18 protein-coding genes and 1 tRNA gene are annotated in these 19,595 nt (G+C 67.1%); 14 read left to right on the top strand and 5 right to left on the bottom strand.

The genetic code is table 11. The annotated features are described in order from the left end of the window. Positions 1-50 precede the first annotated feature (50 nt). Positions 51-1,283 carry a DNA-processing protein DprA gene (dprA, locus tag BAC01S_RS01725; RefSeq protein ID WP_027793208.1) on the bottom strand — a complete coding sequence of 411 codons (1,233 nt, stop codon included), beginning with the start codon at positions 1,281-1,283 and terminating at the stop codon, positions 51-53. Positions 1,284-1,538: 255 nt separating this feature from the next. Here dprA and def point away from each other — a divergent pair, with 255 nt between their 5' ends. From def to BAC01S_RS30030, 14 genes are all read left to right on the top strand, one after another. Then, positions 1,539-2,042, top strand: coding sequence for a peptide deformylase (def, locus tag BAC01S_RS01730; RefSeq protein ID WP_027793209.1), 504 nt, complete (start codon positions 1,539-1,541; stop codon positions 2,040-2,042). 76 nt (positions 2,043-2,118) lie between these two features. After that, on the top strand, positions 2,119-3,117 hold the full coding sequence (gene fmt / locus BAC01S_RS01735) for a methionyl-tRNA formyltransferase (RefSeq protein ID WP_027793210.1): 999 nt from the start codon (positions 2,119-2,121) through the stop codon (positions 3,115-3,117). A 102-nt stretch (positions 3,118-3,219) separates the two neighbouring features. Further along, the gene (locus BAC01S_RS01740) at positions 3,220-3,882 is read left to right on the top strand and encodes a LysE family translocator (RefSeq protein WP_027793211.1); all 663 of its coding nucleotides are present in this window, start codon (positions 3,220-3,222) and stop codon (positions 3,880-3,882) included. A gap of 114 nt (positions 3,883-3,996) precedes the next feature. Then, on the top strand, positions 3,997-4,854 hold the full coding sequence (gene htpX, locus BAC01S_RS01745; protein ID WP_027793212.1) for a zinc metalloprotease HtpX: 858 nt from the start codon (positions 3,997-3,999) through the stop codon (positions 4,852-4,854). A 164-nt stretch (positions 4,855-5,018) separates the two neighbouring features. Next, positions 5,019-6,536, top strand: a complete 1,518-nt coding sequence (gene rsmB / locus BAC01S_RS01750) for a 16S rRNA (cytosine(967)-C(5))-methyltransferase RsmB (RefSeq protein WP_043200808.1) — start codon at positions 5,019-5,021, stop codon at positions 6,534-6,536. Next, the gene (locus BAC01S_RS01755; RefSeq protein WP_027793363.1) at positions 6,533-7,123 is read left to right on the top strand and encodes a DUF4390 domain-containing protein; all 591 of its coding nucleotides are present in this window, start codon (positions 6,533-6,535) and stop codon (positions 7,121-7,123) included. Before rsmB ends, BAC01S_RS01755 begins: the two co-directional genes overlap by 4 nt. Beyond that, entirely contained in the window at positions 7,113-9,521 is a 2,409-nt protein-coding gene (locus tag BAC01S_RS01760) for a sensor histidine kinase (RefSeq protein WP_027793214.1), read from the top strand. The genes BAC01S_RS01755 and BAC01S_RS01760 overlap by 11 nt, the downstream gene beginning before the upstream one ends. Further along, positions 9,522-10,205 (top strand): response regulator transcription factor EsaR, encoded by a 684-nt coding sequence (gene esaR / locus BAC01S_RS01765; protein ID WP_027793215.1) that lies wholly within the window; start codon positions 9,522-9,524, stop codon positions 10,203-10,205. Positions 10,206-10,253: 48 nt separating this feature from the next. Then, positions 10,254-10,329: transfer RNA gene (locus tag BAC01S_RS01770), tRNA-Phe, on the top strand. Between the two features lie 269 nt (positions 10,330-10,598). After that, positions 10,599-11,333 (top strand): 7-cyano-7-deazaguanine synthase QueC, encoded by a 735-nt coding sequence (gene queC / locus BAC01S_RS01775; protein ID WP_027793216.1) that lies wholly within the window; start codon positions 10,599-10,601, stop codon positions 11,331-11,333. Between the two features lie 132 nt (positions 11,334-11,465). After that, positions 11,466-12,098 (top strand): 7-carboxy-7-deazaguanine synthase, encoded by a 633-nt coding sequence (queE, locus tag BAC01S_RS01780; protein ID WP_027793217.1) that lies wholly within the window; start codon positions 11,466-11,468, stop codon positions 12,096-12,098. 41 nt (positions 12,099-12,139) lie between these two features. Beyond that, positions 12,140-12,583, top strand: coding sequence for a 6-carboxytetrahydropterin synthase QueD (gene queD / locus BAC01S_RS01785; protein ID WP_027793218.1), 444 nt, complete (start codon positions 12,140-12,142; stop codon positions 12,581-12,583). A gap of 195 nt (positions 12,584-12,778) precedes the next feature. Beyond that, entirely contained in the window at positions 12,779-13,561 is a 783-nt protein-coding gene (locus tag BAC01S_RS01790) for an HpcH/HpaI aldolase family protein (RefSeq protein WP_027793219.1), read from the top strand. Beyond that, entirely contained in the window at positions 13,558-14,388 is an 831-nt protein-coding gene (locus BAC01S_RS30030) for a tetratricopeptide repeat protein (RefSeq protein ID WP_245616473.1), read from the top strand. Before BAC01S_RS01790 ends, BAC01S_RS30030 begins: the two co-directional genes overlap by 4 nt. A gap of 16 nt (positions 14,389-14,404) precedes the next feature. Here BAC01S_RS30030 and rodA read toward each other — a convergent pair whose 3' ends face one another. From rodA to mreC, 4 genes are read right to left on the bottom strand one after another with little or no spacing between them, the layout of a single operon-like run. Next, the gene (rodA, locus tag BAC01S_RS01800; protein WP_027793220.1) at positions 14,405-15,571 is read right to left on the bottom strand and encodes a rod shape-determining protein RodA; all 1,167 of its coding nucleotides are present in this window, start codon (positions 15,569-15,571) and stop codon (positions 14,405-14,407) included. A gap of 10 nt (positions 15,572-15,581) precedes the next feature. Further along, complete coding sequence (mrdA, locus tag BAC01S_RS01805) at positions 15,582-17,960, bottom strand: penicillin-binding protein 2 (RefSeq protein WP_027793221.1); 2,379 nt, start codon at positions 17,958-17,960, stop codon at positions 15,582-15,584. A 15-nt stretch (positions 17,961-17,975) separates the two neighbouring features. Next, the gene (gene mreD / locus BAC01S_RS01810) at positions 17,976-18,488 is read right to left on the bottom strand and encodes a rod shape-determining protein MreD (protein ID WP_027793222.1); all 513 of its coding nucleotides are present in this window, start codon (positions 18,486-18,488) and stop codon (positions 17,976-17,978) included. Beyond that, a complete protein-coding gene (mreC, locus tag BAC01S_RS01815) occupies positions 18,488-19,564 on the bottom strand; it encodes a rod shape-determining protein MreC (protein WP_027793223.1) in 1,077 nt (358 codons plus the stop codon). Before mreC ends, mreD begins: the two co-directional genes overlap by 1 nt. Positions 19,565-19,595 lie beyond the last annotated feature (31 nt).

The raw sequence follows: 19,595 nt of genomic DNA on the forward strand, positions 1-19,595 counted from the left end.
TTACTCTTATATAGAGGCGTTGCATTTGGCGCGAATGTAACACGCCGGCACTAGCGAGGTGTCGCTCTCACGAACCACCCGCCGGGCAGGGCGTTGAGGTAGCCGGCCAGCTCCAGGCGCAGCAGAACGGCCTGCAGCGCCGCTTCGGCCATGTCGGTGCGCTGCGCCAGGATTTCAAGCGTGGCCGGCGCGTGGCCGAGGGCATCGAGCAGCCGCGTGGCTTCGGGGCCGAGGTTCGCGGGCCGTTCGGTTTCGCGTGGCGCCGACGGAGCCTCGGCAACCGCGACCGGCGCCGGGGCACTCACCGGTAAAGCCAACCGATGTGGCGCATCTGGGCCGTTGCGGGCGGCGGGTTTTGGACGCGCGGCGGGTCGAAACACCGGATGCGATGCACCGAGCGACTCAAGCACCTCCTCCGGTGTCTCGACGAGCTGAGCGCCTTGCTTGATCAACCGATGGCAGCCGCGGGTGAGCGGCGCGTGTATCGATCCCGGCAGCGCAAAGACGTCGCGCCCCATTTCGTTGGCGAGCCGGGCGGTGATGAGCGAGCCCGAGCGCATGGCGGCCTCCACGACCAGAACGCCCTCGACTAGCGCTGCGATCACGCGGTTGCGCTGCGGAAAGTTCGCGGAGCGCGCGGGCGTGCCGAGCGGCCATTCGGAGACGATCGCGCCGTGCTCGGCAATTCGCGCGGCGAGCGCGCGGTGCGCGGTTGGATACACGAGGTCGATTCCGGTGCCGACGACCGCCACGGTTGCGCCGGATTCGTCGAGTGCACCCCGATGCGCCGCGCCGTCTACGCCGAGTGCCAGCCCGGACACGACCGCGAGGCCCGCGGCGGCGAATGCGCGCCCGAAGCGCGCGGCGTCTTCGAGTGCTGGCGGCGTGGCGCTGCGGCTGCCGACCACGGCAATGCCGCGCTCATGCAGCAGCGAGACGCGGCCTTGAACGTAGAGGAGCGGCGGCGGATCGGGCGTGCTGAAGAGCCGCGGCGGGTAGGCCGGGTCAGCGAGCGTGAGCAGCGTGTTGCCGGACGCGGCACACCATGCCTCCAGCGCGTCGAGTTGGGCGGCAAAATCTGGCGCTGCGGGCGCAAGCGCTGCGCGTGCCGCCTCGGCGCCGGCCGCGGCGGCGAGGGCGGCGAATGGCTGCGCAAGCACGTTTTGCGGCAATCCGAAGGCGCCGAGCAGCACGCGCAGCGCTGCCGGTTTCAGGCCGCGCGCTGTAGCGAGGCGCAGCCAGGCGGCCCGTTCGTCCGCGGTGGCCGGCAAGGTGGCGAGCATGACAGGAACTCCAGCGTCGGGCGCATTGCAACCCGTCGTGATAAAATTTTCACCATCCGAAATACAGAGCGGCGCCTCCCCAGGCGTTGCGTAGACATTGGCAGTCGGCACAGGGCCGGCGGGGCGGGCGGCGCGTTGAATCCGGCCGTATCGTCCGACTATCGTCGCTATCCTGCGGCAGTCCGACAAGCCGGCCGAACGGCTAATCTGCGCAATGCCCACGGCTCCCGGCGCCCCGAGAAACTCCGTCAAATCATGGCTCTACTGAACATCCTTCATTACCCGGACAAGCGTCTGCACAAGATTGCAAAGCCGGTCGAGGTCTTCGACGACCGCATCCGCAAGCTCGTGGCCGACATGGCCGAAACGATGTATGCCGCACCCGGCGTCGGCCTTGCGGCGACCCAGGTGGATGTGCACGAGCGCGTCGTGGTGATCGACGTCTCCGATACGCACGAGGAATTGCGCGTGTTCATCAACCCGGAGATCGTCTGGTCGAGCGACGAGCGCAAGCTCAACGAAGAGGGTTGCCTCTCGGTGCCGGGCATCTACGACAACGTCGAGCGCGCGGAAAAAGTGCGCGTGCGCGCGCAGAACGAGAAGGGCGAGACTTACGAAGTCGACTGCGAAGGCCTGCTCGCCGTGTGCATCCAGCACGAGATGGATCACCTGATGGGCCGGGTTTTCGTCGAATACCTCTCGTCGCTCAAGCAGACGCGCATCAAGAGCAAGATGAAGAAGCTCGAACGCGCGATGTGACGCGCTTGGGCTCACCTTCACGCCCGCTTTTGCGCCACTGCGTTGTTTCCTTCATCGACTGGTTTTCCGAGCGCTCATGAGCCACTCCCTTCGCGTCATCTTTGCCGGCACACCGGAATTCGCCGCCGCGGCGCTCGCGGCGATCCATGAGGCGGGCTTCCCGGTGCCGCTCGTGCTGACCCAGCCCGACCGCCCGGCCGGACGCGGAATGAAGCTGCAGGCGAGCCCGGTCAAGCGCTACGCGCAGGAGCACGGCCTGGCCGTCGCTCAGCCGACGTCGCTGCGCCGCGCGGGCAAGTATCCCGAAGAGGCGGCCGCCGCGCTGGACTTGCTGCGCGCGACGCCGCACGACGTCATGGTCGTGGCGGCCTATGGCCTGATCTTGCCGCAGGAAGTCCTCGATATCCCGCCGCACGGCTGCATCAACATTCATGGATCGCTCTTGCCGCGCTGGCGGGGCGCGGCGCCGATCCACCGCGCGATCGAAGCGGGCGACGCCGAGACCGGCATTACGCTGATGCAGATGGATGCGGGTCTCGACACCGGCCCGATGATCGTCGAAGCGCGTACGCCGATCGCGCTTGCCGATACGACGGCCACGTTGCACGACCGTCTCGCGCAGCTGGGTGCGCAGATGATCGTGGAGGCGCTGGCCGGGCTCGAGCGCACCGGCGCGCTGCCCGCGACGCCGCAGCCGGCCGAGGGCGCGACCTACGCCGAAAAAATCGGCAAGCAGGAGGCGCAGCTTGACTGGCGCCGCCCGGCGCTTGTGCTCGCACGTCAGATCCGCGCATTCGATCCGTTTCCGGGCGGCGCCGCGACGCTGGACGGCTCGCAGCTCAAGCTGTGGGCCGCCGAGCCGGCCGACGGCGTGCATCTTCCTGCGGGCGCCGTGCCGGGCCAGATTCTGGACGCTACGCCCGCCGGTGTCGTGGTCGCATGCGGCGAGGGTGCGCTGCGCGTTACGCAACTGCAGAAGCCCGGCGGCAAGCGTTTGCCGGCGCGCGAGTTTCTGGCGGGCCTGCCGCTCGCCGCGGGCCAGCGCTTCGAACTCCCGGACACACCGGCAGTCTGAACGACCGCACCCGCGCTCGCCAGTCGTCCGTTCGGCAGATCCCGCCCGCGATGCGAGGCGCGTTAGAATCGACTCGCCTGATTCGTATTTCCTGAGAACGTCATGCTCGGCATCACCCATTTCGGCTTTTTCTGCGTCGCGGTCTTTTTGTTGAACGTGACGCCGGGCCCGGATACCGCTTACATCGTCGGCCGCAGCGTCGCGCAAGGGCGCAGCGCCGGTCTTATTTCCGCGCTCGGCATCTCGGCTGGATGCTGCGTGCATGCGCTCGCCTGCGCATTCGGTCTCACTGCGCTGCTGGCGGCGTCCGCCACGGCGTTTACCGTCGTCAAGTTCGTCGGCGCGATCTACCTCGTCTATCTGGGTACGCGGCTGGTCTTCGCGAAAGCGGAACGCCGGTCGGCCGAGGCTACCGAAGCGGCCAAGGCCGCGCCGTCTCGCGCCGCCGCGGCTCCGCGTCCGCTGCGCCAGCTCTTCCTGCAGGGCTTCTGGACCAACGTGCTCAACCCCAAGGTCGTGCTGTTCTTCGTGTCGTTCTTTCCGCAGTTCGTGAGCACGGAGAGTTCTCACAAGGCGCTCGCGTTCCTCGCGCTGGGCGTCGTGTTCGTGCTGATGAGCACGGTCTGGAACAGCTTCGTTGCCTGGATCGCCGGCAGCGTCACGCGGCGTTTCTCGGGCAAGCCCGGTGTCAAGAAGTGGCTCGACCGTACGGTCGGCACGGCGTTCGTCGGTCTTGGCGTGAAGCTCGCCACCGCAACACGTTGAAGTTGAATTTTTCGCACTCGCCCATATCTAACAAATCGCTTTCACTACGCTCGCCGCTTTTTCCCGGTGGGCGTCCAACGATTTGAAGCCCATCTGGGTGAAGGAGCCCATCACATGTTCAACTGGGTCAAAACCGCGATGTTGATGGCCGCGATTACGGCCCTCTTTATCGTGATCGGCGGCATGATCGGCGGGCAGCGCGGGATGATGCTCGCGCTCGTGATCGCGCTTGCCATGAACTTCTTCTCGTACTGGTTCTCCGACAAGATGGTCCTGCGCATGTACAACGCGCAGGAAGTGGACGAGACCACGGCGCCGCAGTTCTACCGTATGGTGCGCGAACTGGCCACGCGCGCGAATCTCCCGATGCCGCGCGTCTACCTCATCAACGAAGACGCACCCAACGCGTTCGCCACGGGCCGCGATCCCGAGCACGCGGCCGTTGCGGCCACCACCGGCATCCTGCGGGTTCTCTCCGAGCGCGAGATGCGCGGCGTCATGGCGCACGAACTCGCGCACGTGAAGCACCGCGACATCCTCATTTCGACCATCTCTGCCACGATGGCCGGCGCGATTTCGGCGCTCGCGAACTTCGCGATGTTCTTCGGCGGCCGCGACGAGAACGGCCGGCCGGCCAACCCGATCGCGAGCATCGCCGTCGCGTTGCTTGCCCCGATTGCGGGCGCGCTGATCCAGATGGCGATTTCGCGGGCGCGCGAATTCGAGGCGGACCGCGGCGGCGCGCAGATCTCGGGCGATCCGCAGGCGCTTGCGTCGGCGCTCGACAAGATCCATCGCTACGCGCAGGGTATTCCGTTCCCGGCGGCCGAAGAGCATCCCGCCACCGCGCAGATGATGATCATGAACCCGCTCTCCGGCGGCGGCATCCAGAACCTGTTCTCGACCCACCCGGCCACGGAAGAGCGCATCGCGCGTCTCATGGAAATGGCCCGCACGGGGCGCTTCGACTAAGTTCGCGTCGCTCTCCATCGCAGCGAAAGGGCGGGCCGTGTGCCTGCCCTTCTTGTTTGCGCGAGGACTGCATGGCGTTCCGGAGCATTGCAGGCGTTGCGCCTACGCCACGCTACAATGCATCGTTTGCGCCGCGATGCTTGCGGCCGGCTTCCGGTTTTTCCATGACATCCAGTTCCTCCCGGCGCTCTTCAGGCCCGTCACGCGGCCATCGTGCTGCCCAGCCGGCACACAAGCCCGCCATGGCCGTGCGTCTGCCCCCCGATTCGCTCGGTTTCGCGCTCGACCAGGCTGCGCAGGCGGTTGGCGCCGTGCGCGCCGGCGCAGCGCTGCCTGCCGCACTGGCGAGCGCCTTTGCCGCGCTGCCCGCCGATTTCGCATCGCTTGCACGCGGGGCCGTCCAGGACATCGCCTACCGGACGATGCGCCGTCTCGGTCTGGTCGACTGGCTGATCCGTCAGCGGGTGAGCAAGGCGCCCCCGCCGCCGGTCACGAACCTGCTGGCGTGTGCGCTTGCGCTGCTCGTCGACGACGAGGTGAATGCCGCTTATACCCCATTTACCGTTGTCGACCAGGCGGTGCGTGCGGTGAGCGCACGCCGCGACATCGCTTTCGCGAAGGGGCTCGTCAACGCGGTGCTGCGCGGTTTTTTGCGCGAGCGCGAGGCGTTGCTCGCCTCCGCCCAGAGCGACGAGGTGGCGCGCTGGAACTATCCGCGCTGGTGGATCGACGCCGCGCGCGCCGCGTGGCCCGACGCATGGCAGGCGATACTCGCCGCCGGCAACACGCAGGGCCCGCTCACGCTGCGCGCGAATGCGCGCCGCACGAGCGCCGCCGACTACGTGAAGCGTCTGGAGGCTGAGCACATCGAGGCAGCGCAGATCGGCGAGCACGCCGTGCGCCTTGCGGCGCCGTTGCCTGTCGATCGCATTCCGGGTTTCCTCGCCGGCGACGTTTCCGTGCAGGACGCCGGCGCGCAGATCGCCGCGCCGTTGCTCAACGTCCGCGACGGCATGCGCGTGCTCGACGCCTGCGCCGCGCCTGGCGGCAAGAGCGGCCACCTGCTCGAGCTTGCGGATATCGATCTGGTTGCGCTCGAAAGCGATGCCGCGCGTGCTGCGCGCATCGGCGAAAACTTCGAGCGTCTTGGTTTCGCGCAACCCGACCCGGCGCATCCCGCGCGGCGCGCGCAGGTGGTGGTCGGCGACGCGGGCGACCCCGCCGCGTGGTATCCCCAGTGCGGCGGCCAGCCGTTCGACCGCATTCTCGCGGACGTGCCGTGCTCGGCCTCGGGCATCGTGCGCCGTCATCCCGACATCCGCTGGCTGCGCCGCCACGGCGATATCGCGGCGCTGGCGCAAACCCAGCGCCGCATTGTCGATGCGCTATGGGCGCTCCTGAAGCCGGGCGGCGAATTGCTCTACGTGACCTGCTCGATCTTTCCCGAGGAGGGCGAGGCGCAGGCGCGCCGGTTTGAAAGCACCCATGCGGATGCGGTACGATTGGACGCGCCGGGGCAACTGCTGCCCGCGGCCGATGGCGCGCAGCCCGGGGGGGCCAAGAGCGGCGCAGCCAGCGAGGCGCGGCCACTTGCGGCCGGCAACGAGGCGGAAGCTCGCACCGTTGCCGTTCGCACCGCCGATCACGACGGATTCTTCTACGCGCGCTTTCAGAAACGGTGATCATCAAACGCTTCTTCCCGCTGCGGCTCGCGGCCCTGATCTGGATCGCGCTGGTCGCCGGCTTCATCGCCGCGACGCCGGCGCGCGCCGATTCGATCTCGGTGCAGCGCGCGTCGCTGGAGGCCGACGGCAACGGCTGGAGCCTCGACGCCCGCTTCGACTTCGACCTCAACAGCAGCCTGGAAGACGCGGTCAACAAGGGTATTCCGCTCTACTTCACCACCGACTTCGAGCTCACGCGAGCGCGCTGGTACTGGTTCGACGAGCAACCTGTCAGCGTGTCGCAAAGCATCCGCCTGTCGTTTCAGCCGCTCACGCGCGAATATCGCGTCTCGAGCGGCGGCCTGCAGCTCGGCTTCTCGACGCTGGGTGAAGCGCTCGCCGTCATCAAGCACGTCACTTCGTGGCACGTGATCGACCGCACCGACGTGCGTCCCGGCGAAACCTATACCGCTTCGGTGCGCATGCAACTGGATGTCGCACTCATGCCCAAGCCGTTCCAGATCGACGCGGTCAACAACCGCGACTGGAATCTCGCCTCCGACTGGAAGCGCTTCAACTTCACGGTGACCGAACGTGCTAAATAAAGTGCGCCGCGCCACCAGCGTCAGCAGCATCGTCGTCAGGCTGCTCGTGTCCACCGTCGCCTTCACGGCGACGCTGCTGCTCGTGCTGCTCGCCGCGGCGAGCGCGAACACCGAGTTCTTCGACCGCTACTACGGCTGGCTCTACGCGGCCAACATCGTCGTCGCGCTGATCTTCCTTTCGGTGGTGACGGCGCTCGTGATCGTGATCGTCGTGCGCCTGAGGCGGGGAAAGTTCGGCACGCGGCTATTGGCCAAGCTGGCGTTCTTCTTCGCGCTCGTGGGTGTGGTGCCGGGCGGCATCATCTATATCGTTTCGTACCAGTTCGTTTCGCGCTCGATCGAGTCGTGGTTCGACGTGAACATCGAGACCGCGCTCACGTCCGGGCTGAATCTCGGCCGCGGCATGCTCGACGCGTCGCTCTCGGACCTGCAGACCAAGGCGCGCCTGATGGCCGAGCAGATTTCGAGCGCCGACTCGGCCGGCACCACGCTCACGCTCCTGCGCACGCGCGACCAGTTCGGCGTGCAGGACGCGATGATCGTCGCGCCCGTGCGCAGCATGTCGGGCGCAACGCCGGAGATGCATGTGGTGGCGCAGGCGTCGAGCAATTTTTCGTCGCTGATGCCCGCCGACATGCCGACCCAGCTCATGATCGATCAGGCGCGCGGACACGGCTATGCGGCGATAGAGGGCGAGGTGGACGGCGATCCCCACGAGCTCGGGCCGAAGGGCGCGCTGCGGCTGCGCGTCGTCACGCGCATTCCCGATGCGAACACCACCGACCTGCAGCCGACCGAGCGCTTCCTGCAACTGGAGCAGCCGGTGCCCGCCGGGCTCGCGCGCAACGCGGACGCGGTGCAGCGCGCGTATCGCGAGTACCAGGAGAAGTCGCTTGGACGCACGGGCCTGCGCAAGATGTACATCGGCACGCTCACGCTTGCGCTCTTTCTCGCGACCTTCGTGGCGATGATGCTGGCGCTTGCGCTCGGCAACCAGCTCGCGCGGCCGCTCTTCCTGCTCGCGCAGGGCACGAAGGAAGTGACCGAGGGCGACTACACGCCCAAGCGCGAGATCAAGTCGCGCGACGAACTCGGCTTCCTCACGCAGTCTTTCAATGCGATGACACGTCAGCTTGCCGACGCGCGCCTCGCGGTCGAGAAGAACCGCGTCGCGCTCGAGCATTCGAAGGCCTACCTCGAGAGCATTCTCACGAACCTCACGGCGGGCGTGTTCGTGTTCGACCGCCAGTTTCGTCTCACCACGGCGAACCCCGGCGCGGAGCGCATCTTCCGTCAGCAGTTCGAATCGCAGCTTGGCGTGGCGCTCGATCACATCGCCGTGCTCGCGGAATTCGGCGCGATGGTGCGCAAGGCCTTTGCCGACCAGGAGGCCGCGAGCAGCGACACGGACAAGCGGCGCGGCCACTGGCAGCAGCAGTTCTCGGTGCCCATTCCCGGCGAAGCCGATCCGCTCACGCTGCTCGTGCGCGGCGCGCGTCTGGTGTCCGACACGGGCCGTGACGCCGGCGACATGCAGACCTCGGGCTACGTCGTGGTGTTCGACGACATCTCCGACGTGATTTCGGCGCAGCGTTCGGTAGCATGGGGCGAAGTGGCGCGGCGTCTCGCGCACGAGATCAAGAACCCGCTCACGCCGATCCAGCTTTCGGCGGAGCGCCTGCAGATGAAGCTCACCGACAAGCTCGCACCCGCCGACGCCGAAGTGCTCAAGCGCGGCGCGACGACGATCGTGAACCAGGTCGCGGCGATGAAGCAGATGGTGGACGATTTCCGCGACTATGCGCGCACGCCGCCGGCGGTGCTCGCCAATCTGCAGCTGAACGAGCTCGTGAGCGAAGTGCTGACGCTCTACGGCGCGGAAGAGGGCAAGAGCGCGATCAAGGTGGAGCTTTCGGCGTTGCCGGTGATACGCGGCGACGCGACGCAACTGCGCCAGGTGATCCACAACCTGCTGCAGAACGCGCAGGATGCGGTGGCCGATACGCCGAGCCCGCATGTCGTGCTCGAAACGCGCGCCGTAGAATACGGTGACCCGGACGCGACCGGCCGCACGCATCTGGCGGTGCGTCTCACGATCTCGGACAACGGCCCGGGCTTTCCGGCGCGTATCCTGACGCGTGCGTTCGAACCCTACGTAACGACCAAAGCCAAAGGAACAGGACTCGGGCTTGCGATGGTCAAGAAGATCGTCGACGAGCACGGTGCGCGCATCGATATCCGCAACCGCATGAAGGCGGGCGATGCGATCGAAGGCGCGCAGATCTCGATTCTCTTTCTCCAGTTGGCCGACGACGCCGCGACGCCTCCCCCGGGCGAGCGCGGCGCGCATGCGGGGGAGCGGGGAACACAAGCAACAGTGCAGACAAGGGCAGCGTAAATGGCAACCATCCTGGTGGTAGACGATGAAATGGGTATCCGGGAACTGCTCTCGGAGATCCTGAGCGACGAAGGGCACGTCGTGGAGCTCGCGGAGGACGCGCAGGAGGCGCGCGATTTTCGCCTGCGTCAGGTGCCGGACCTGGTGCTGCTCGATATCTGGATGCCGGATACCGATGGCGTCACGCTGCTCAAGGAATGGGCGGCGCAGGGGCAACTGACCATGCCGGTCATCATGATGTCGGGGCACGCGACGATCGACACCGCCGTCGAGGCGACGAAGATCGGCGCGCTGAATTTCCTCGAAAAACCGATCGCACTGCAGAAGCTGCTGAAGGCCGTCGAGCAGGGGCTCGCGCGCGGCACGGCGACACCGGTTGCGCGCGAAGCGGCCGGCCCGGCAGCGGCCGGTCCCGCGGCTGTCGCTTCCGCGGCGGCGTTGCCGGTGATCGCGGCCGACGGCGCGGCGAGCGTCGCGCCGCCGGCGCAGACGGCCTCGATTTCGTTCGACATCCCGCTGCGCGATGCGCGCGATGCGTTCGAGCGCGCCTATTTCGAGTACCACCTCGCGCGCGAGAACGGGAGCATGACGCGAGTGGCGGAGAAAACCGGGCTCGAGCGCACGCACCTGTATCGCAAGCTCAAGCAGCTCGGCGTGGACCTCGGCAAGAGCAAGGGCGAATAAAGGGCTTGCGTGGTTCGCTATGACCCACTATAATCTCTCTTCTTCGTTGGCCCGGTAGCTCAGTTGGTAGAGCAGCGGATTGAAAATCCGCGTGTCGGTGGTTCGATTCCGCCCCAGGCCACCAGAATTTGAGCCCCAGGAGATCGCACGATTCCTGGGGCTTTTTCGTTGTTCTGTGGGCGTTGGCGCCTGCTATGCCGGCACCGGGCGCCAGGGGGCGCGAGAGGGCACCGTCGGCGCGACGATCAGCGGTATAAGCGTGCGCCGATCACCCGCGCGAGGCCTGCGGCCTATACTGCCGTTGCCGGCAACGCGCCGGTCCCGCGCGAGCCCGATGTGCCGTTGGGCGGCCTTCGCGAAACCGCACGGGAACCTCATATACGGAGTTTCACGGTGACTCGAACAGACGCTAAAAACGGCGCGCTCGTGCTGTTTTCCGGCGGCCAGGACTCGGCCACTTGCCTCGCGTGGGCGCTCGATCGTTACGATACCGTCGAGACGCTCGGCTTCGATTACGGCCAGCGCCATCGCGTCGAACTGGAGTGCCGTGAGGGCTTTCGCGCCGCCATCGCGAACGGCTTTCCCGAGTGGGGCGAGCGCCTCGGCGACGACCACATGATCGATCTCTCGGTGCTCGGCGCGATCAGCGACACCGCCATGACGCGCGAGATCGAGATCGAGACCGCCGCGAGCGGGCTGCCGAATACGTTCGTGCCGGGCCGCAACCTGATGTTCATGCAGATCGCCGCGGCGATCGCCTATCGGCGCGGGCTGAAGGTTCTCGTCGGCGGCATGTGCGAAACCGACTTCTCGGGCTACCCCGACTGCCGCGACGACACCATGAAGGCGCTGCAGGTCGCGCTGAACCTCGGCATGGACAGCCGCTTCGTGCTGGAAACGCCGCTCATGTGGCTCGACAAGGCCGACACCTGGCGCCTCGCGCAGCAATTGGGCGGCGACGAACTGGTCGAACTGGTGCGCGTCGAGACGCACACCTGCTACGTGGGCGAGCGCGCCGAGCTGCACGAGTGGGGCTTCGGCTGCGGCGAGTGCCCGGCTTGCAAGTTGCGCAAGCGCGGCTACGAAGCGTTCCTCGCGGGCGAGAAGGTCACCGAAGCGCCGGCTTGAGCGAATGAACGAGCGGTGGCCGCACAAGCGTGCGGCCCGCGCGCGGCAGACCCGCCGGGCGCCTAATTTTTGCGCGGGGGCACGACCCGGGCCAACCAGGACCAGACGACCAGGATCAGATCAGGCAGCAGCATGACTTACTCGGTAAAGGAAGTTTTCTACACGTTGCAGGGCGAAGGCGCGAACGCCGGGCGTCCGGCCGTGTTTTGCCGGTTTGCCGGCTGCAACCTGTGGACGGGCCGGGAAGAGGATCGCGCTTCGGCCGTGTGCCGCTTCTGCGATACCGATTTCGTCGGCACCGATGGCGAGAACGGCGGCAAGTACCGCACGCCCGAGGAGCTCGTCGCGAAGATCGCGTCGCTGTGGCCCGAGGGCGAAGGCAGCCGCTTCGTGGTGTGCACGGGCGGCGAACCGATGCTGCAGATCGATCCGCCGTTCGTCGACGCGCTGCACGCGGCCGGCTTCACGATCGCCATCGAAACGAACGGATCGCTGCCGGTTCTGGAAACGATCGACTGGATCTGCGTGAGCCCGAAGGCCGATGCGCCGCTCGTCGTCACGAAGGGCAACGAGCTGAAGGTTGTGGTGCCGCAGGACAACCAGCGCCTCGCCGACTACGCGAAGCTCGATTTCGAGTATTTTCTCGTCCAGCCGATGGATGGTCCGTCGCGCGACCTGAACACGAAGCTCGCCATCGACTGGTGCAAGCGTCATCCGCAGTGGCGCCTCTCGATGCAAACCCACAAGTACCTGAACATTCCCTGAATTTTCCCGCTTTTTACCGCGTTTACCGCTAGAGCGCCGTGCTGACGATTACCCGAAAACTCGAATTCGACGCGGGCCACCGCATTCCCGACCACCGCAGCCAGTGCCGCAACCTGCACGGCCATCGCTATGTGCTGGAAGTCACGCTGCAAGGCGACACCGTCGAGACCGAAGGTGCGCCCGACCGCGGCATGGTGATGGACTTCGCGGACGTGAAGGCGCTCGCGAACCAGCATCTCGTCGATCTGTGGGATCACGCGTTCATCGTCTATGAAGGCGACACGCAGGTGCGCGGCTTTCTCGAATCGATGCCGGGCCACAAGACGGTCGTGATCGACCGTATCCCGACTGTCGAGAATCTCGCGGCCATCGCGTTCGAAATTCTCGCGAACGTCTACGACGCCCATTACGGGGTCAATCTGCAGCTGCACAAGGTGCGCCTCTACGAAACGCCGAACTGCTGGGCCGAAGTCGTCCGCGACTGAGGCTCACGCGCCCCCGCCCGGGTTTTCCGCCCGGCGCCCCGATTTATTGTCGCGGTATGATCCTTGCGGCAAGGCCGCGCATCCACGCGCGCAGCCAGACTACATAACGGAGCGAGACATGCCGGTCACACCGCCGCCGGGCGCCCAGGGGTGCGCGCGCCGCATGGGCCGGACGGGCTCGCCGGGAGCACGGCGATGAGCACCTTCACCAATCCCCTCAAGGAACGCCTCAAGGAAGCGGGGCCGCTTTACGGCCTGTGGCTCTCGATGGGCAGCGAGACCGCCGCGGAGGCGCTCGCGCACGCCGGTTTCGACTGGCTGCTGATCGACATGGAGCACGCGCCGAACGACAGCGCCGACACCGTTGCCCAACTGCGCGCGATCGCGGCGGCTCACCTGCCGACGGAGCCTGTGGTGCGCCTACCCACGAGCGAAGGGTGGCTCGTCAAGCGTGTGCTCGACGCGGGCGCGCGCACGGTGATGTTTCCCAATATCGGTTCGGCCGAGGAAGCGGCCCGCGCCGTGAGCTACACGCAATATCCGGGCGAGCAGACCCCCGAAGGGCGGCGCGGCGTGGCGGGCGTGGTGCGCGCGGCCGCTTATGGCATGCGGCGCGACTATCTGCACGGCGCGAACGGGCAGATCGCGACGATCGTGCAGATCGAGTCGGCGTCGGCGCTTGCGGAGGTCGAGCAGATTGCCGCGGTGCCGGGCGTGGATTGCCTGTTCGTGGGCCCCGCCGACCTGGCCGCGAGCCTCGGCCATCTCGGCGACTCGAAGCATCCGGACGTGCAGGCCGCGATGGCGCGCATCATTGCGGCGGCGCGCAGCGCGGGCGTGTCGGCGGGCATCTTCGCCATGGACTCGGCGCAGGCAAAGCAGTATCGCGAGATGGGTTTCAGCTTCATCGCGCTCGCCGCCGACGTGATCTGGCTCGTGCGGGCAACGCGTCAGGCGCTGCAGGAGGCGAGATCGTGAAGCGCAGGGCAATGATGGCGTTCATGCAAGCGGCGGCGGGCGGCCTTGCCGCGACGGCCGCGGCGGTGTGCTTCGCGGCCGCGGCTGCCGGTTCAGGTTCGGCGGCGAGTGCGGCCACGAATGAGGCCGCTAATCAGGCCGCTAATCAGGCCGCTAATCAGACCACGAACGAGCCCACGAACAAGGCGGCAAGTTCGGCCGGAACCGCGGACCAGAAGGCGTCGCGCGCGGACGCCGATCCGCAGACCGCTTCCGGCGTCGCCGATTACAACGCGGGCAACCTGACTGTCGCGCGCGGCGAGTTCAGCGCGGCGGCGGCGCGCGGCAACCGGCTCGCGGAATTCGACTACGCGATGATGCTGCTCAATGGCGAGGGCGGCGCGACCGACATCGGCGAGGGTCGCAAGTGGCTGCGCAAGGCCGCCGACGCGAACATGTCGCACGCGCAGTACGTCTACGGAAAGATGTACGACGATGGCGACTTCGTGGAGAAGAACCCCACCGAGGCGCACCAGTGGTTCCTGAAGGCGGCGAAGCAGGGCCATATTCAGGCCGAGCTGGCGCTGGCGAACCAGTTCCTGGACGGACGCGGCACGGCGCGCGATAACCGGCAGGCGTTCTACTGGTACAAGAAGGCCGCCGAGGGCGGCGACATGACGGCGCAGTACGTGACCGGCTCGTTTTACGAACGCGGCGGCGACGGTGTGCCGAAGAACATCAATATCGCTCGCGCGTACTACGCGGCTGCGGCGGCGCAGGGCGACCAGGTGGCGCTGCTCAAGTACCGGCAGCTGAGCGCGCAGTTGTTGAAGTCGGCGCCGCAGTAAGGGCGCGGCGCGAAGCTCAGCTCTGCATCAAGCGCTTCTGGCGGCCGACGCTCATGATGAGCCCGATCGCGACGCCGAGCGTCGTGAGCGCGGTGCCGCCATAGCTCATGAACGGCAGCGGCACGCCTACCACGGGCAGGATGCCGCTCACCATCCCGATGTTGACGAACGCGTAGGTGAAAAAGGCCATGGTCAGCGAGCCGGCCAGTAATCGCCCGAACAGCGTCGCGCCGTTCGCGGCGATATAGAGCCCGCGCGCGATCAGACACATGTAGAGCGTGAGCAGCACGAGGCCGCCCGCCATGCCGAATTCCTCCGAGAACACCGCGAAGATGAAGTCGGTGTGCTTTTCGGGGATGAATTCGAGGTGCGACTGCGTGCCCTTGAGCCAGCCCTTGCCGAGCGGTCCGCCCGAGCCGATCGCGATCACGGCCTGAATGGTGTGGAAGCCTTTGCCGAGCGGATCGGAGGTGGGGTCGAGCAGCGTGCAGATGCGGTGCTTCTGGTAGTCGTGCATCAGCGGCCAGTTCACCTGAGGCTGGCAGATCTTGTCCTGGAACGCGGCGATCGACGCCACCGCAATCACGCATGCCACCAGCACGGGCACGATCAGCTTGAACGAGAGCCCCGCGAAATAGATCACGAAGAGGCCCGCCGCGAACACGAGCACCGCCGTGCCGAGGTCGGGCTGCTTGGCGATCAGGCCCACGGGCACGAGCAGGATGACAAAGCCGACGACGAAGTCGTACCAGCGCATCACGCCTTCGCGCCGCTGGTAGTACCAGGCGAGCATGAGCGGCGTGGCGATCTTGAGAATCTCCGAGGGCTGGATGACGACGCCCACGTTGATCCAGCGTTTCGCACCCTTGCGCGTGAGCCCGAAGAGCGCGACCGCTATCAGCAGCGCAATCCCGAACGTGTAGATCGGCACGGCGAAGCGCATCAGCGTGGTGGGCGGCACGTTCGCGAGCGCCCACATGAGCACGAAGGTCAGCATGATGTTGCGCAGCTGGTCCTCGACACGGCCCGGCATGTCGAGGGTCGCGCTATAGAGCGTCACGATGCCCACGCACATCAGCAGGAACACGGTGAGGGCGAGCGGCCCGTCGAAGCCGATGAACATCTTGCGGATCGTGTCGAGTACCGCGCGCTTGTCGATCTTGTCGAACTGAAGAAAGGGCATGGCGTACTCCTTACTCGTCGATGCCGCCGGTGGCGGGCTTCGGCGGTGCCGGCTGGGTGTCGTCGCGCGGCGGCGCGGCGAGCGTGGCATCGGGGGCGCTCGCCGGACGGCGCGGGCGATGCGGTGCGTTGCGGCGCGTAGCGGAGGCCGCTTCGGCGCCGCTGGCGGCTCCCGGGCCCGCTGCGCGCGCGGCAGGGGAAGAGGCGCCGGCGGCGGCCGTGGCAGCGCTCGAAGTCGCGCCTGAAGTTGCTCCTGACGTTGCCCCTGAAGCCGCGCCCGCCGGCGCCGCAGAACCGGATGCCGCGGACGCCGCAGCAGCGGCGGATGCCGCGGCGGCTGCCGAAGCCGCGCCCGGAATGGGCAACGCCGTGAAGCCGGTGGCGACCTCGACCGGCTGCGCGTCGGAAGCCGGTTCGGAGGCGCCGATCACGGGCGACGAGGCGTTCTGCGCCGCTGCCTTCGCGGCGGCCACTTCGGTCTGCAACGCGCCGGGCTTCAGCCGGTCGACGAGGTAGTAATCGAGCACGCGGCGCGCGATCGGACCGGCGGCCTGCGCACCCCAGCCGCCGTTTTCGACGATCAGCGCGACGGCGATCTGCGGCTTGTCGGCCGGCGCGAAGGCGATGAAGAGCGCATGGTCGCGCAGATTTTCGGCGAGCGCGTGCGCCTGGTACTTGCCGCCCTGCAGCGAGAACACCTGGGCCGTGCCGGTCTTGCCCGCCGAGGTATAGGGCGCGTTGGCGAAGATCTGGTACGCGGTGCCCGACGGGTTCATCGTCACGCCTTCCATGCCGCGCTTCACGACGTCGATATCGGCCTGCGAGACGTTCAGGCGCCCGCTTTCGTGCGGCACCGTCAGGCGTTCGTCGTGCGTGATCGGATTCTCGATTTCCTTCACGAGGTGAGGCTTCATGAGGATACCGTTGTCGGCCAGCGTGGCCGTGGCATGCGCGAGCTGCAGGATCGTGAACGAGTTGTAGCCCTGGCCGATGCCGAGGCTGATCGTTTCGCCCTCGTACCACTTCTGCTGTTCGGGTTTGCGGTACGCCTTGCGCTTCCATTCGGTGGAGGGCAGGATGCCGCGCGCCTCGCCCGCGATGTCGATGCCGGTGATCTGGCCGAAGCCGAGCGGCTTCATGAAGTTCGCGATGTTGTCCACGCCCAGGTCGTGCGCGAGCATGAAGAAGTAGGTGTCGTTCGACACCATGATCGCCCGGTTCATGTCGACCCAACCCTGGCCGGAACGCACGTCGTTGTTGAAGCGGTGGCCGCCGAACATGTAGTAGCCGGGGTCGGAGAAGCCCCATTGCGGCGTGCGCTTGTGCAGCGTGAGCGCGGCGAGCGCCATGAACGGCTTGTAGGTCGAGCCCGGCGGATAGGTGCCGTGCAGCGGCCGGTTCAGGAGCGGGTGGTCGGGCGAGTTGTTGAGCTGGTCCCAGGTCTGCTGGTCGATGCCGTCCACGAACGAATTCGGGTCGAAGCTCGGCGCGGAGACGAACGCGAGCACGTCGCCGGTCGAAGGCTCGATCGCGACGAGCGCGCCGCGCTTGCCCGCGAACGCCTGCTCGGCCACTTCCTGCAGGCCGATGTCGATCGAGAGCACGAGGTTGTTGCCGGGCGTGGCCTGCGTGCGCGAGAGCGTGCGCACGGGGCGGCCGCCCGCCGTCACTTCCACTTCCTCGAAGCCGGTGAGGCCGTGCAGCTCGGTTTCGTAGCTCTGCTCGACGCCGATCTTGCCGATGTAGTCGGTGCCCTTGTAGTTGTTGGCGTCCAGACGCGGATCGTAGTGCTCCTGATCGCTGTCGTTCTGGTCGCTCATCGCGTCGATCTTTTCCTGGTCGCGCTGCGAGATGCGGCCGATATAGCCGATCACATGCGCGGCCGTCGGCCCGAGCGGATAGGAGCGGAACAGGCGCGCGCGCACCTCTACGCCGGGGAAGCGGTAGCGCTGCGCCGTGAAGCGCGCGACTTCGTCGTCGGTGAGGCGCGTTCGGATCGGCAGGCTCTCGAAGTTCTTCGAATCTTCGAGCAGCTTCTTGAAGCGGCGGCGATCGCGCTGGTCGATCGGAATCACCGTGGAAAGCTGGTCGATCGTGTTGTCGAGCGTGTCGGTCAGCTTCGAGGGCGTGATTTCGAGCGTATAGGCCGAGTAGTTCTTCGCCAGCACGACGCCGTTGCGGTCGGTGATGATGCCGCGGTTGGGCACGATCGGTGCGACCGAAATGCGGTTCTCGTCGGCCTGCAGCGAGTACTTGCTGTGGTTCCACACCTGCAGGTACAGGAAGCGGAAGGCGATCAGCCCGAAGCAGACGAACACGAACAGCCCCGCCGCCGCAACGCGCAGGCGGAATTTCGTGATCTGCTGCTGGGTGTCCTTGAATTCGGTCATGCGGTGACGGCCCGCTCAGATGGGCCGCGTGTCGTCGGGATCGACGGGGCGGCGCTGCGGCAGCAGCAGCAGGAGGCTCGTCACGGGCCAGAGCACGGCGGCGACGAAACCGCTCACGAGATAGTCCCAGCCCGGGAACGCGGCGCCCATCAAGAGCCGGATCACGAACGGCACGAACTGCGCGCCGACCAGCATGGGCATCACGGCGAACATCTGCACGCCGATCGACATCCACAGCACGCGCCGGTGGATCGTGATCGCCCCGTACGAGAGCAGGGTGTAGGCGAGCGCATGCTCGCCGAGCAGGTTCGCGTTATGCACGTCCATCAACAGGCCGAGGCAGAACGCGAGGCCCATGCCCACCTTGCGAGGCTGGTGGATGTTCCAGAACAGCAGCACGAGCGCGACGAAATCGGGCACGCCCGGCAGCTTGCCCCACGGCAGCAGGTTCAGCAGGAACGCGGCGGCGAGGCTGAACGCGATGAAGTACGGGTTGACCGGCTGGAGGATGTATTGCGGACGCGGCATCAGTGAGCCCCCTGCGCTTGAGGCTTCGCGGGCGCGCTCGCATGTGCGCGGGTCGTGGCGTTTGTCGATGCGCCCGCCGGTGCGGCCGGTGCATTCGCAACCGGTTTAGCCGCCGCGGCCTTCGGTTTGTCGTCGGCCTTCTTGTCCGCGCCCTTGGCCGGCTTCTTCTTTTTCAGGTCCTTGGCCGCGGCTTCGGATGCGGCCTCGGCAGCCTCCGCCGCTTCCACCGGATTCGGCGGCACCTGCTGCGTGACATGCAGCACCAGCACCTCGCGCGCACCGCGCACGGCGGCGACCGGCACGCACACCACGCGCGCGAACGCCGTATCGGCCTGCTTGTCCACGCGCAGCACCTTCGCCACCGGCAGCCCTTGCGGATACACGCCGTCGAGGCCGCTCGTCACGAGTTCGTCGCCGGCCTGCACGTCGGCGCTGATCGGCACGAAGCGCAAATCGAGCAGCGCGCCCTGCGGCGTGCCGTAGATCACGCTGCGCAGGCCCGTGCGGACGATCTCCACCGGCACCGCCTGATCCTTGTCGGTGAGCAGCGTGACCTCCGACTGCATCGGGAACACGCGCGTGACCTGGCCCACCACGCCGTCCTCGCTCACCACCGGCGCGCCGTTCTGGATGCCCTGTTGCGAGCCGCCGCCGATCACCACCTTCTGCGTGAACGGGTCGCGCGTGTCGTACTGGATCTCGGCGGGCGTGGTCTGCGCGCCGATGCGCTGCGAGAGCTGCAGCAGCGCGCGCAGGTGCGTGTTTTCGGCGGCGAGCGACGCGGCTTCGTTGGCCTGCTGCGAGAGCTGCAGATTGCGCGCGTGCAGCTTGGCGTTGTCGGCGCGCAGCGTGGCGCTCGTGACGGCGAGGTCGGCGGCGCCCATAAAGAGATCGCGCGGCACGAGGGCCGCGCGCTGCAGCGGATAGAGGCCTGCTCCCAGCACGCCTCGCACGATTTCCAGCGTCTTGAAGCGGGCGTCGGAGAACAGCAGGGCGAGCGACAGCACGACGAAAAAGATCAGTCGTGCGAGTGCCGAAGGGCCTTGCTTGAAGAGGGGCGGCGGACTGTATTCCATGGTCGGCGCCGGGGGCGTGTGCGAAAGAGTG

Origin of the sequence: Paraburkholderia acidipaludis NBRC 101816 (assembly GCF_000684975.1) — a bacterium.
GTDB lineage: Bacteria > Pseudomonadota > Gammaproteobacteria > Burkholderiales > Burkholderiaceae > Paraburkholderia > Paraburkholderia acidipaludis.

Excerpts from the sequence above, each read along its gene's own strand:
- dprA (WP_027793208.1), bottom strand. The coding sequence starts at position 1,283 with ATGCTCGCCACCTTGCCGGCCACCGCGGACGAACGGGCCGCCTGGCTG.
- def (WP_027793209.1), top strand. The coding sequence starts at position 1,539 with ATGGCTCTACTGAACATCCTTCATTACCCGGACAAGCGTCTGCACAAG.
- fmt (WP_027793210.1), top strand. The coding sequence starts at position 2,119 with ATGAGCCACTCCCTTCGCGTCATCTTTGCCGGCACACCGGAATTCGCC.
- BAC01S_RS01740 (WP_027793211.1), top strand. The coding sequence starts at position 3,220 with ATGCTCGGCATCACCCATTTCGGCTTTTTCTGCGTCGCGGTCTTTTTG.
- htpX (WP_027793212.1), top strand. The coding sequence starts at position 3,997 with ATGTTCAACTGGGTCAAAACCGCGATGTTGATGGCCGCGATTACGGCC.
- rsmB (WP_043200808.1), top strand. The coding sequence starts at position 5,019 with ATGACATCCAGTTCCTCCCGGCGCTCTTCAGGCCCGTCACGCGGCCAT.
- esaR (WP_027793215.1), top strand. The coding sequence starts at position 9,522 with ATGGCAACCATCCTGGTGGTAGACGATGAAATGGGTATCCGGGAACTG.
- queE (WP_027793217.1), top strand. The coding sequence starts at position 11,466 with ATGACTTACTCGGTAAAGGAAGTTTTCTACACGTTGCAGGGCGAAGGC.
- BAC01S_RS01790 (WP_027793219.1), top strand. The coding sequence starts at position 12,779 with ATGAGCACCTTCACCAATCCCCTCAAGGAACGCCTCAAGGAAGCGGGG.
- rodA (WP_027793220.1), bottom strand. The coding sequence starts at position 15,571 with ATGCCCTTTCTTCAGTTCGACAAGATCGACAAGCGCGCGGTACTCGAC.
- mrdA (WP_027793221.1), bottom strand. The coding sequence starts at position 17,960 with ATGACCGAATTCAAGGACACCCAGCAGCAGATCACGAAATTCCGCCTG.
- mreD (WP_027793222.1), bottom strand. The coding sequence starts at position 18,488 with ATGCCGCGTCCGCAATACATCCTCCAGCCGGTCAACCCGTACTTCATC.
- mreC (WP_027793223.1), bottom strand. The coding sequence starts at position 19,564 with ATGGAATACAGTCCGCCGCCCCTCTTCAAGCAAGGCCCTTCGGCACTC.